Genomic DNA, 13,005 nt, shown 5'->3' with positions numbered 1-13,005 from the left:
TCGCATGTCACGAACCCTGCGACTGTTGATCACCGGCGGCGGCACCGGTGGTCACACCTATCCGGCCCTGACGACCCTGTCGGCCGTTCAGCGACGTCAGGTGCCGCACGACGTGCTCTGGGTGGGCACGGCCAACGGTCTCGAGGCCAGGATCACCGCCGAGCACGGCATCCCGTTCAAGGCGATCACGACGGGCAAGCTGCGCCGCCGCCCCAACCTCAAGGAGCTGGGCACCAACGTCGCCGACGTGTTCCGCATCCCGGTCGGGGTGTTGCAGGCGGTGGGGCACGCGGCCCGCTACCTGCCCGACGTGGTGCTGTCGACCGGGGGTTACGTCGCGGTCCCCATCGGCGTGGCGGCCAAGCTGATCCGCCGCCCGCTGGTGATGCACGAGCAGACGACCGTGGTCGGGCTGGCGAACAGGATCCTGTCCAGGCTGGCGACCAGGATCGCGCTGTCGCACGAGTCGTCGCTGGAATATCTGCCCCCGGCGGCCAGGAAGAAGGCCGTGGTGACGGGCAATCCGATCCGGCCGGAGCTGCTGCAGGGCAAGAGGGCGGCGGCCTACGACCTGTTCGGGCTGACGTTCGAGGTGCCGCTGATCTACGTGACGGGCGGGGCGCAGGGCAGCAAGCAGATCAACACCCTCATCGCCGAGGTGCTGCCCCGGCTGCTGCCGCACGCGCAGATCGTGCACCAGTGCGGGCCCGCCTGGATCGACCAGATGCGGGCCGTCGCGCTGCCCGGCGAGCTGGCCGAGCGCTACCACCCGGTGCCCTACGTGGGAGCGGAGCTGGCCGACCTGTTCGCCGCCGCCGACGTGGTGATCTCGCGCAGCGGCGCGGGCACGGTCTCGGAGCTGACGGCCATCGGCAAGCCGTCCGTGCTGATCCCGCTGATCCCGACCGGCGGTGACGAGCAGCGCAAGAACGCCGGCTACCTGGCCTCGGCCGGCGCGGCCAGGGCACTGCTGGAGCCGCGTCCGGCGGCCGACCAGTTGCTGGCCGAGCTGATGCCGCTGCTGGCCGACCCCGAGCTGCGGCACGCGATGGGGCAGGCGGCGGCCGCGCTCGGCCGCCTGGACGCGGCCGACACCCTGTGCGACGTGCTGCTGGAGGCCGCGGGTCAGGGTTCGAGGTAGCGGAAGGCCTCGTGGGCGGAGCTCACGCTCCGCCGCAGCGCCTGCTCCAGCCGGTCGGCGTCGCGTGCCAGCCGGTCGAGCTCGGGAACGGCGAACCCGTCGGCCCCGGTCTCGGCCACGAGCTCCTCATACTGGTGCATCCGGCCGCGCAGTTCCTCGATCTGCTCGTGGGCCACGAACGCGCGCTCGGCCTCGGTGACGTTGGCGGCGTACCGTTCCAGAGCCTCCACGCGGGCCAGCACCGCCGCCTCGCTGCTGTCGAGCGCCCCGGCCAGCGGCCTGGCCACGGCCTCCACCTCCGGCGTGAGCCCCTGCGAGACGGTCTCCCTGTGCTTGGTGCGCAGCGCTGACAGCTTGGCCAGCAGCCGGGCGATCTCCCACTCCTGCGCCGGCAACATCACGGCGTTGCGCACGTCGTCGAGCATGCCCTCGGCGTTGACCCGGGAGCCGGTCACGGTGGCGATGGCCCGCTGGGCGCGGGCGAGCAGCCGCCTGGACGACTCGTCGAGGTCGTCGGTCAGCACGTAGCGGCCTTCGTACCAGCGCAGCTGCTCGTACGTCTGCCGCTCGTACTCGTCCTCGTCCTCTTCGCCCAGATCGTTCCTGACGAACAGGACGACCATGACGGGGATGAGCATCAGCAGGAGCATGAGGATGCCGAGTCCCCTGCCGAGGCCGCCGACACCCATGATCAGTCCGAAGAACGCCACCGTGCCGAAGCCGGCGGCCATGCGATAGCGCGCGCTCGACGCGGCCCGCCGCTTGTCGGGCACCCAGCCCTGGCGCAGTTTCATCAGCACCAGCCGGCTCTGCCTGAGCAGCTGAGCGTCATCGGGCGGCACCCCGGGGTCTACCACCACATCCGCCACAAAACCGGATCCTAAGGGAAATCAACCCTTGAGGTGGCGAAATGCCTCGTGCGCGGAGCTCACGCTGTTGCGTAACGCCTGCTCAAGGCGGTCGGCGTCGTCCGACAATCGGCTCAGCTCCGGCACGGCCGACCCGTCGGCGCCCGACTCGGCGAGCAACTCCTCGTAGCGGGGCAGCCGGGCGCTGAGCCGCTCGATCTGATACCTGGCGCGGTAGGCGCGCTCGGCGTCGGCCACGTGGCCGGCGTACCGCTCCAGGGCCTCGACGCGGGCCAGCACCGCCCGCTGGCTGCTGTCGAGAGCCTCGGCGAGCGGCCCCGCAACGGCGGCCACCTCGGGGGTGACGCCCTCCGCGACGACCTCCTGGTGCTCGGCGCGCAGCGCCGACAGCTTGGCCAGCAGCCGGGCGATCTCCCACTCCTGCGCCGGCAGCATCACGCCGTTGCGCACGTCGTCGAGCAGCCCTTCGGCATTGACGCCGGAGCTCATGACCTGGTCGATCGCCGCCTGGGCGCGGCCCAGGAGCGGTCGCGCGGCGTCGTCGAGGTGCTCGCGGAGCACGAAGCGGCCGTCGTACCCGCCGGCGTGGTCGTAGACGACGCGCTCCAAGGCGTGCCGGCGCTCCACCTCGGCGTCGGGCCTGGGCCTGAGCAGGACGCTGACGATCAGCAGCGCCGCCCCCGTCATGATCACCACGAAGGCCGTGTACTGCTCGGCGACGAACAACGTCAGCCCGTACACCGCGGCCGCAACGGCCGTCACGGTGGCCGCCAGCCTGGCCACGGTGCCCGCCATGGGCCGGTGACCCCTGTGCGCGGGCGCCCAGCCCGCGTGGATGCGGACGAGCAGCTTGCGGTTGTCGCGTAAGAGGGCCGCGACGTCGTCAGGCACCGCCGGATCGATGATCACCTTCGCATGACGTCCGGCCACGTTACTGATCCTATGTCCCGGTCTGTCCGACTGTCAGCTCTCCAGGTAGCGGAAGGCCTCGTGCGCCGAGCGCACGCTGCGCCGGAGCGTGCGCTCCAGAACGTCGGCGTCCTCGGCCAGCCGCTCGATCTCGGGTACGGCCAGCGCGTCCGCACCCGACTCCGCCAGCAGCTCCTCGTACTTCGGCAGCCGGGCGCGCAGCTCCTCGATCTGGCCGCGGGCGTGGTAGGCGCGCTCTGCGTCGGCGACGTGGGCGGCGTAGCGCTCCAGCGCCTCCACGCGGGCGACCACGGCCGCCTCGCTGCCGGCCAGCGCCCGTTCGAGCGGCTCGATCACCGCGGCGACCTCGGGCGCGATGCCCCTGGACACCAGCTCCCTGTGCTCCAGGCGCAGCGCCGACAGCTTGGCCAGCAGCCGGGCGATCTCCCACTCCTGCGCCGGCAACATCACGGCGTTGCGCGCGTCGTCGAGGAGGCCTTCGGCGTTGACATGGGAGCGCAGCACGGACCCGATCGCCCGCTGCGCCCTGGCCAGCACCTGCCCGGCCTCCTCGTCGAAGTCCTCGGGCAGCAGGTAGCGGCCGTCGTGCCAGCGGGCCTGCTCGTACACGCCGCGCTCGTGCGGCCGGTCCTCCTCCACCACCTCGCCCATCGAGGCGATCTTGATGAGGACGATGAAAACGTACGTGCCCAGGAGCATGAACCCGGCGGGCGCGAGCGGCGAGGCCATCAGGACGGCCATGAACGCGATCACGGCGGGGGTGGCGGCCAGCAGCAGCGCGCTGGAGGCGCTCGGGTGGCGCGCCGGGGCCCGGGTGGCCGGGGGCACCCAGCCCGCCTTGATCCTGGACAGCAGGGGGGCGTTCGCGCGCAACAATCCGGCGACCTCCGGGGACACTCCCGGATCGACGACCACACCCACGTTCTGTCCTGGCACCCTGGCGCCCCCAACGCTCGTGATGTGTGGATATTACGTAACTTTTTCCCCGGATGTCAGCCTCCGAAAGGTCAGGTTGGGGAACCACCAATTGCGCGCACCGAGCACCTCCATGGCGGCGGGCACCAGAACCAGGCGGACCACCGTGGCGTCGACCAGCACCGCAGCGGCCAGCCCCACACCCATCACGCGCAGCGCGCGATCATCGAACGCGCCGAAGGCGGCGAACACGCAGAACATGATCGTGGCGGCCGCGGTGATGACCCTGGCGGTCGCGGCCAGCCCGCCGGCGACCGCGCGGCTGTTGTCGCCGTGCGTCAGATACTCCTCCCTGATCCTGGACAGCAGGAACACCTCATAGTCCATGGACAGCCCGAAGGTGATGACGAACAACATCGTCGGCACCCACGCGTCGATCGGCCCCGCGGTTCCCTGCCCGAGCACGTCCTGCTGGAAGACGGCCACGACGACGCCGTAGGCGGCTCCGATGGACAGCAGGTTCACCGCGATCGCCTTCACCGGCAGCACCACGCTCCTGAACACCCCGGCGAGCAGCACGAACGACGCCAGCAGGACCGCCCCGACCATCCACGGCATGCGGCCGGACGCATGCCGGGCGTAGTCGATGGCCGCGGCGGTGGACCCGGTGACGAGCACCGGGTCCGGCAGGCCGGCGCGCAGGCGGTGGATGAGGACGGTGGTCCGCTCGTCCTGCGGGCCGGTGGCGGGCACCACCATCGCCGAGTGCTTCCCCACGGGGAACGCCTGCGCAACGCCGGGTGTGGCGGCCGCCCGGCGCACCACGTCGCCCAGCGGAGCCCGTCCCGTGTCGCGTACGGCCAGGATCAGCGGCGCCTCCATGCCCGGCCCGAACCCCCGGGCGAGCAGGTCGTGGGCACGGCGCGTGGTGTCGCTCACCGGCCGGTTGCCCGCGTCGGACCAGCCGACCCGCAACTGCGTTCCGGGCAGGGCGAGAGCGGCCAGCGCCAGGAGTGCCACCGTTCCCATCAGCCACGGCCTGCGCTGCACGACCCGGCTCCACCGGTACGCCAGGGGCCGGGCCGCGGAACGGCGGGACAGCGCGAACCGGTCGATCCGCGTGCCGGCCAAGGCCAGCAGAGCGGGCAGCAGGGTGAGCGAGGCCAGCATCACCATGAGCACGCCGCACCCGGCGGACAGCGCGATCCCGCCGCCGATCGACGGGCCGAGGAACAGGATGCCGGACCCGGTCACGATGACGATCAGCCCGGCGAGCAGCACGGACCTGCCCGCCGTGCGCATGGCCCGCGTGACGGCCTCCGCCACGCCGAGCCCTTCGTCCAGGCCCGCGCGGAACCTGGTGACGATCAGCAGCGCGTAGTCGATGCCCACGCCGAGCCCCAGCATGATCGTGAGGTAGACGGCGAAGCCGGGCGTGTCGACGAGGTGGCCGAGCACCGTGAGCAGCGCGACGCCGCACGCCACCCCGACCACGCCGATGACCAGCGGAAGCACGGTCGCGATCAGCGAGCGGAACGCGACCAGCAGCACGATCGCGGCGGCGAGCAGCCCGATGCCCTCCGTCAGGCCGCCGGGGGTGAAGTCAGCGAAGTCGTCGCCCGCCAGTTCCACGGTGACGCCGGAAGCCTGGAAGCCGTCGCGGAGCCTTTTCAGCTCCGGGGCGGCGGGGTCCGGGTAGTCGATGGGGATGGAGGCGAGCGTCCCGTCCGGTGACACCCGCTGGGCGTCCAGGGAGACGCGTACGCCGGGGACGGCGTTCATGCGGCCGGCCAGCGCGGCCACGGCCCCGCGCGGCCCGGGCTCCCGGACCCCGCTCGGGGCGGAGACGACCAGGGTGCCCGGCGGTTCCTCAGCGGCGGGGCCGAGCAGTTCGGCGGCCTGCCGGCTCTCCGAGCCCGGCAAGGTGAAGTCGTCGTCGGACGGGGCCGGCCAGGTGGCGGCGGCCGCGATGAGGGCGGCGGCCAGGACCGGCCAGAGCACGACGACGAGCCATCGGTGACGGATGCAGAAACGGATCATGCGGCGACGGTAGGAAGCACGCGCGCCGCCCGGCGTCCCCCGTGCGCGGTCAGCCGGCTACTGCACCCGTGGTACTCCCGAACGGACGGGCTGACGGGGTGACGGGTGACGGGGCCACCCGGGATTCCGGCGGGCGCCCGGTGCGCCGGCAGCGGCCCGCTCGGAGCCTCAGGTCCTGGGGGCAGAGGCTCGGTGCGCGAGCAGGGCCCGCTCGGGTCGTCAGGTCCTGGGGTGGGCTGTCAGCCGGCGTCGCCGGGATGGACGAGGCCGCTCTCGTAACCGATGACGACGAGCTGCGCCCTGTCGTGCACCGCCAGCTTGGTCATCATGCGGTTGACGTGCGTCTTGACGGTCAGCGGGCTCATGGAGAGCTGCTCGGCGATCTGGACGTTGGACAATCCTCTGGCGACCCTGGCGAGCACCTCTCGCTCGCGGCCGGTCAGCGGCGCCAGCCGGCCGTCGTCCAGGCCGGTGAGCCGGCGCGCGGTGAACTGCTCGATCAGCCTGCGCGTGACCCCCGGTGACAGCAGGGCATCGCCCCGGGCGGCCACCCTGACGGCGTGCCGGATCTCGCCCGGCTCGGCGTCCTTGACCAGGAAGCCGCTGGCTCCGGACCTGAGCGCCTCGTACACGTACTCGTCGAGGTCGAACGTGGTGACCACGACGACGCGCACGCCCGTGGCGGTCAGGGCGCGGGTGGCCTGGAGCCCGTCGAACTCCGGCATCCGGACGTCCATCAGCACCACGTCGGGCCGGAGCCGGCCCGAGAGCCGCACCGCCTCGGCGCCGTCGGCGGCCTCCCCGACCACGATCATGTCGTCCTCCGTGTCGAGCAGCGCCCGCAGACCGGCTCGGACGAGCGGCTGGTCGTCGGCGATCAGGACCTCGATCACGCCGGCAACCATGCGGTGACGCGGAAGCCGCCGGCGGGGCCGTCGCCGGTGGTGAGCAGGCCGCCCACGGCGGCGACCCGCTCGGCCATGCCAGTGAGGCCGTGACCGCGCGGTGCCCTGCTCCCGTCGCCGTCGTCGTCCACCCGAACGGTCACCGCTCCCCTTTCGTAGCGCAGCGTCACGGTCGCCGTGGTGGCGTTCGCGTGCCGCATGGTGTTCGTCAGCGCCTCCTGGACGACACGGTAGACCGTCAGGTCGGCGGCCGGCGGCAACGGGCGGCGCTCACCCTCGACGTCGAGGGTCACCGGCAGGCCCGCCGTGCGCAGCAACCGCGGCAGCTCCGCCGAACCCGGCAGCGGCTCCCTCGGGCCACGGGCCTCGACCGGCCCCGGGCCCGGCCTCATGTGAGCGCCGAGGTCGAGGGCCGCTCCGGAGCCGGCAGGGTCCGGGGTACGGGAGCCGGCCGGGCCGGGGCGCAGGACGCCGAGAACGGCCTTCATCTCGCCGAGTGCCTGGCGGCTGGAGGTCCGGATGACCTGGAGGGCGGCGGCGGCCTCGGCCGGGCCCCCGGCGCGTTCCACGGCCTCGGCGGCGACGGAGGCGTGCAGCGCGATCACCGCCACCGTGTGCGAGGTGACATCGTGCAGTTCCCTGGCCACCCGAAGCCGCTCCTCCTGGGCCCGCCGCAGCGCCTCCTCCTCCCGGGTCCGCTCGGCGTCGGCGGCCCGCCGTTCGACCTCCGCGGTGTGGTCGCGCCGCGCCCGCGACACCTCCGCGGGCTGGGCGACGAGCAGCACGAGGGCGGCCCAGACGACGACCGCGATGGTGACGTCCGCCTCGGCGCGCAGCACGGCCGGCACCGCGGGCACAGCCACCAGGAACGCCGCGCCCGCCCAGCCGGCGGCCCGCCGCCCGGCCGCGATGGCCGAGAAGAGCGCGATCAGGGCCGGGACCGTCCACAGCGAGAGCGCGTACCCGACGCCGAAGATGCCGGCCGCCGACCCGGCGCACACGGCCAGCGCGACGTCGGGCCGCGTCCGCCACCAGACCAGCCCGAGCGCCGTCGCGACCAGCAGCGTGTAGCCGAGCAGGTCCAGCGGTCGGGCCTCCGGCTGGTTCTCGTAGGCCATGGCCGTCGAGAACATCACGACCCCCGCCATACCGCACACCAGGGCAATCGTCCGCATTCCCGTACGCTAGTGCGCTGCTCCCGGGCCGCGCGATACCGCCGCCGCGGTTCCCGCGTACGCCGCGCGCGGTACGCATCGCGTCCGGCCGGCGCGGCACGGCCGGCGGGCGGAGGCGCCGGAGCTCAGCGGCCGGGCCCGAGGTCCTCCGCCCCTGACGGCGGGTGCTGCTGGATCTCCCAGAGAGCCATCTCGGGCACGCCGGCCTTGACCAGCGCGTTCCAGGCGCCCATCCGGTCCACCGGGTCGGCCAGCACGGCACGCAGCAACGGGCGCAGCTCGGCGTGGCCGTCGCCGTCCTCCGCCCACATCGCCCCCAGCGCCTGGTGCAGCGCCGGCGACCTGACCGCCACCGTACGGACCAGCTCGTCGAGGATGCGGACCCGCTCCCGGTAGGGCAGGCCGCGCCCCTCCCCCAGGGCTCGCAGCAGCAGGTCGAGCAGGCGGCGGTGCCGGGGCGTGTGGCCGGTGGCGACCGCGACGACGACGTCGCCCATGCCGTCGCTCATCCCGGCGCTCATCCCGGCGCTCGTACTGTCGCTCCTCCCGGCTGCGCTCCTGGCGCCCTCCTCGCCCTCGAGCACGACGTCCTCCGTGCCGCCGTCGATCACCCGGTGCGCCGACAGCGCGGTGAGCAGGCCGTTCCAGCCCTCGTGCCCGAGGTTGCCCTTCCACAGGTGGGTGAGCGCGGACCAGCGGTCCAGGGGGTCGGGCCCCGCCAGGAGCGAGGAGACGCTGACGGGCTGGTCGGAGGCGGCGACGATGAGCAGGGTGAGGTTCGCGGAGTAGGCGGCCAGGCGGCGGGGCACCGTGTGACGTACCGGAAGGAAACCGGTGAAGTGGCGGCGGGGGCGCTCGTGCAGCGAGCGCCGCAGCGTCCCGGCCAGGAGCGTGACGCACCGCTCCCGCACCGCGGCGGGCACCTCGGCCAGCAGCTCCAGGATGAAACCGACGGTGGGCCCGCGCTCGGCCAGGCACGAGTGGGACGTGACGGCGTACAGCAGGTCGTCGTCCACCGCCTGGACGAGCGCGAGGGGCTCGTCGCCGGCCAGCCGGCACCTGCGGTCGAGGTCGCGCAGCGCGTAGACGGTCAGCCAGGCCACCAGGAACTCGCCGAACGTGGAGTGCAGGAACGCGTGGCCGTTCCTGCGGACGAAGAAGAACCGTTCCGTGGCCTTGCGCACCCAGTCGATCCGCTCGCCCTCGTCGCCGGGGTCCTCCTCGCCGCCGTGGCACAGGGCGGGCAGGTCGCGCTCGAGCGCCTCGTCGGTGAGGACCTGGCGGCCCCTGGCCAGCATGGACAGCGCCGCCGTGCCGAGCAACACCAGCTCCTGGTCGATCGCCACCCGCCGCGCCCCGCCGGTCTCCCGTTCGGTGTAGTCCCTGAGCAGCACCTCGTACAGGCGGGCGCGCCCGAGCGGGCCGTGGTCGCGCTGCAGCGCGTTGCCGCCGGCGTCGTAGAGGGCCAGCAGCAGCAGGAGCAGCGGCTGCCTGGCCATGTCGCCGTGCACGAGCGCCGCCCGCGCGGGCAGCGGCTTCAGGTCACGCCTGGCCAGCAGGGACCGGTTGGCCTGGTCCCAGATGTCCAGCCACTGCCGCACCTGGCCGTCGTCGAACGGCTGCAGCTGCAGCGCGAGCAGCCCCTCCGGAAACCTGATCCGGTCCGCCACCACCGTACGGCTGGTGACGATCACCGCGACGGGCCGCCCGAGCCCGGCCTCCCTGGCCTGGAACTCCTGGACGTGTTCGAGGTAGTCGAACCGGTTGACGCCGCCCTGCAGCAGCTCGTCCAGCCCGTCGAGCAGGACCACCGGCATCGCCCCGTCGCCGGCCGCCACCAGGTCGGCGTAGCCCACCTGCTCGTCCAGCACCCCCTTGAGAGCCTGCTCGATCTGCTCGGTGACGTCCGCGCGCGCGGCCACCGCGCCCAGCTCCACCCTGATCGGCAGGAACTCCGACCTGGCCAGCCGGGCCGCGAGCACCTCGGTCAGCTTCGTCTTGCCCGCACCCGGCTCGCCCAGCACCAGCAGCGGCGCCCGGGTGGCCCGCAGCGAGGTGAGGTGTCCCACGAGGAACGCCTCGGGGTCGGGCAACAGGCGCCGGTCGTCCCACCAGGCCCGCTCGGCGGGCGCAGCGTAGCGGGTCAGCTCCGCGACCCGGCAGCGGGGGGTGAGGTAGCCCTCGCCGAGCAGCGGGAGCGTGACGTCCTCGGGATGTTTGCCGGCGACCAGGAGCGGCTGGTCGAGCGCGTTGGCGGCCATCCTGGCCAGGTGGATCACGGGGCGGTCGCCGACCCTGGGCGGGGCCAGCTCGGCCAGCAACCACGCCACCCGCGACAGCGCGGTGCCGGGCGGCGGCCGCTCCGTGACGAGGCTGCGCACCCCGAACTCGTGGCTGTCGAGCGCCAGCGACCGGTAGTCCTCGTCGTAGATGCGCAGCGCGTGCGCGGGCGGGCCCTCGGCCAGCATGCGGGGCAGCAGGAGCTGGTCGTCGACGCTGAGCTCGTCCCAGACCGACAGGCCGCCCACGTATCCGGCCAGGGCCTCGGACATGTGCAGGAAGGCACGTTCCACGGCGCGCCGCGTCTCGGCGTACGGCAGGTGCGGCTCGGGCGTGGGCAGCCGCTCCAGCAGCAGCTCGGCCACCAGCCTGGCGAACCGCTCGGGCGTCGGCACGCCGTGGGAGATCTTCTCGCCGCGGTCGAGCCGGTCCAGCGTGAACGGCAGCTTCGCCTCGCCGAGCGCCTCGAAGTACGCCGACACGACGATCGCGGCGTGCGCCGCGGCCAGCCGCTCGGTGCGGGTGTGCCGGTCGACGCCGCCCTTGAGCTCGGGCATGCGGCGCACGACGTCCTTGCCGTAACGGACGATGCCGTCGCGCATGTCGTTCAGTCCGGCCGCCAGCCGCCCGCCGCCGGCCAGCGCCCAGCCGGTGCGCTCGGCGGCCGAGGCGAACCCGACGACCTTGACCAGCCTGCCGTCCTTGCAGCCGAGAATCCTCAGGGCGTCGGCGTAGCTCGGGGTATCGATCATGGCCTTCTCCCGGGGACAGGGGGTGTCCCATCATGCGCTCCACGCCCGCGATCGCGCAGGCTTCCACACCGTGCAGGTCTGCCGCCAGGTCTGTTGCCGGTCCGAACGTTATGTACCCTTCAGGGCGCGCGCGATCTCCGGCAGCGCCGCCGGATCCTCGATCGTGGACGGCGTGGTGTACGGGCGGCCGTCGGCGATGTCGCGCATCGTGGCGCGCAGGATCTTGCCCGAGCGGGTCTTCGGCAGCCGGGCGACCACCAGGGCGCGGCGGAAGGCGGCGACGGGCCCGACGCGCTCGCGTACGAGTGCGGCCACCTCGCGCTCCACCTCGGCGGGGTCGCGCTCCGCACCGGCCTTCAGCACCACGAACCCCATCGGCAGCTGCCCCTTCAGCTCGTCGGCCACGCCGATCACGGCGCACTCGGCCACGTCGGGGTGGGCGGCGATGACCTCCTCCATCGAGCCGGTGGACAGGCGGTGGCCGGCGACGTTGATCACGTCGTCGATGCGGCCCATGACGTAGAGGTAGCCGTCGGCGTCGAGGTGGCCGCCGTCGCCCGACAGGTAGTGGCCGGGGTAGCGCTCCAGGTAGGAGCGGGCGAAGCGGGCGTCGTCGCGGTAGAGGGTGGGCAGCGCGCCGGGCGGGAGCGGCAGCTTGACGGTGACCGCGCCGTCGACCCCCGGCGGGCAGTCGTTGCCGTCGGCGTCGAGGATGTGCACGTCCCAGCCGGGCACCGGCTTGGTGGGCGAGCCGGGTTTGATCGGCAGCCGTTCGATGCCGGCGCAGTTGGCGGTCACCGGCCAGCCGGTCTCGGTCTGCCACCAGTGGTCGATGACGGGGATGCCGAGCAGGTCCGACGCCCAGTGGTAGGTGTCGGGGTCGAGCCGCTCGCCGGCCAGGAAGAGGTACCGCAGCCCCGACAGATCCCACTTTTTCGCGAAATTTCCGGATGGATCCTCTTTCTTGATGGCCCTGATCGCGGTCGGCGCGGTGAACAGCGTACGCACCCCGTGCGTGGCCACCACCCGCCAGAACGCTCCCGGGTCCGGCGTGCCGACCGGCTTGCCTTCGTACAGCACGGTCGTGCAGCCCGCCAGCAGCGGCGCGTACACGATGTAGGAGTGGCCGACCACCCAGCCCACGTCGGAGGCCGCCCAGTAGACCTCGCCCGGAGCGGCGCCGAACACGTTGGCCATGCTCCAGTGCAGCGCCACCGCGTGCCCGCCGTTGTCGCGCACGACGCCCTTGGGCGAGCCGGTCGTGCCGGAGGTGTAGAGGATGTAGAGGGGGTCGGTGGCGGCCACGCTCACGCAGCCGGCCGGCTCGGCCTCGCGCACGGCCCGCTCCCAGTCGAGGTCGCGGCCCTGCGCGAGCTCGGCCACCGACTGCGGCCGCTGGAGGATCACGCAGTGGTCCGGCCGGTGCGCGGCCTGCTCAAGCGCCGCGTCCAGCAGCGGTTTGTACGCCACCACCCGCGCCGGCTCGATGCCGCACGACGCCGAGAGCACCACCTTGGGCCTGGCGTGGTCGATCCGCATCGCCAGCTCCCTGGCCGCGAACCCGCCGAACACCACCGAGTGCACCGCGCCCAGCCGCGCGCAGGCCAGCATCGCGACGACCGCCTCCGGCACCATCGGCATGTAGACGACCACGGTGTCGCCTGCCCGCACGCCCAGATCGCGCAGCATGCCCGCGGTCCTGGCCACCTGGTCGAGCAGGTCGGCGTAGGTGAGGACGCGGACCGTGCCGGTGACCGGGCTGTCGTGGATCAGCGCCGCCTGCTCGCCGCGCCCGGCCGCGACATGCCGGTCGACCGCGTTGTGGCAGGTGTTGAGCCGCCCGTCGGGAAACCAGCGGCCGCCGTCGCCGAGCGCGGTGGCCGGCGCCACGTCCCAGTCGATGTCGCGCGCCGCCTCGGCCCAGAACGCGCCAGGCTGTTCGATGCTCTGCCGGTAAGCCTCGTCGTAACCGCCCACTGATCGATCAGATCAGCCCGC

Annotated in this window: 9 protein-coding genes; 1 reads left to right on the top strand and 8 read right to left on the bottom strand. The window is 73.2% G+C overall.

Annotated elements, in window-relative coordinates; translation table 11 throughout:
* Window positions 1-4 precede the first annotated feature (4 nt).
* Window positions 5-1,141 carry a UDP-N-acetylglucosamine--N-acetylmuramyl-(pentapeptide) pyrophosphoryl-undecaprenol N-acetylglucosamine transferase gene (locus tag ABGB14_RS18970; protein WP_347644998.1) on the top strand — a complete coding sequence of 379 codons (1,137 nt, stop codon included), beginning with the start codon at window positions 5-7 and terminating at the stop codon, window positions 1,139-1,141.
* Here the strand turns inward: ABGB14_RS18970 and ABGB14_RS18965 are convergent.
* From ABGB14_RS18965 to ABGB14_RS18930, 8 genes are all read right to left on the bottom strand, one after another.
* On the bottom strand, window positions 1,126-2,010 hold the full coding sequence (locus ABGB14_RS18965) for a hypothetical protein (RefSeq protein ID WP_347644997.1): 885 nt from the start codon (window positions 2,008-2,010) through the stop codon (window positions 1,126-1,128). The genes ABGB14_RS18970 and ABGB14_RS18965 overlap by 16 nt on opposite strands.
* A gap of 21 nt (window positions 2,011-2,031) precedes the next feature.
* On the bottom strand, window positions 2,032-2,940 hold the full coding sequence (locus ABGB14_RS18960) for a hypothetical protein (protein ID WP_347644996.1): 909 nt from the start codon (window positions 2,938-2,940) through the stop codon (window positions 2,032-2,034).
* A gap of 33 nt (window positions 2,941-2,973) precedes the next feature.
* Window positions 2,974-3,861 carry a hypothetical protein gene (locus ABGB14_RS18955; RefSeq protein ID WP_347644995.1) on the bottom strand — a complete coding sequence of 296 codons (888 nt, stop codon included), beginning with the start codon at window positions 3,859-3,861 and terminating at the stop codon, window positions 2,974-2,976.
* A gap of 48 nt (window positions 3,862-3,909) precedes the next feature.
* Entirely contained in the window at window positions 3,910-5,895 is a 1,986-nt protein-coding gene (locus ABGB14_RS18950; RefSeq protein ID WP_347644994.1) for an MMPL family transporter, read from the bottom strand.
* A gap of 239 nt (window positions 5,896-6,134) precedes the next feature.
* Complete coding sequence (locus ABGB14_RS18945) at window positions 6,135-6,788, bottom strand: response regulator transcription factor (RefSeq protein WP_347644993.1); 654 nt, start codon at window positions 6,786-6,788, stop codon at window positions 6,135-6,137.
* Window positions 6,785-7,975 (bottom strand): sensor histidine kinase, encoded by a 1,191-nt coding sequence (locus ABGB14_RS18940; protein ID WP_347644992.1) that lies wholly within the window; start codon window positions 7,973-7,975, stop codon window positions 6,785-6,787. Before ABGB14_RS18940 ends, ABGB14_RS18945 begins: the two co-directional genes overlap by 4 nt.
* Before the next feature lie 125 nt (window positions 7,976-8,100).
* Window positions 8,101-11,007: a hypothetical protein gene (locus tag ABGB14_RS18935; RefSeq protein WP_347644991.1), complete on the bottom strand. Its 2,907-nt coding sequence runs from the start codon at window positions 11,005-11,007 to the stop codon at window positions 8,101-8,103.
* Between the two features lie 108 nt (window positions 11,008-11,115).
* Complete coding sequence (locus ABGB14_RS18930; protein ID WP_347644990.1) at window positions 11,116-12,984, bottom strand: propionyl-CoA synthetase; 1,869 nt, start codon at window positions 12,982-12,984, stop codon at window positions 11,116-11,118.
* Between the last annotated feature and the right edge of the window lie 21 nt (window positions 12,985-13,005).

This window comes from Nonomuraea sp. B10E15, assembly GCF_039871615.1.
GTDB lineage: Bacteria > Actinomycetota > Actinomycetes > Streptosporangiales > Streptosporangiaceae > Nonomuraea.
The sequence above is the reverse complement of the archived record's forward strand: the minus strand, read 5'-3'. Positions and strand labels throughout refer to the sequence as shown.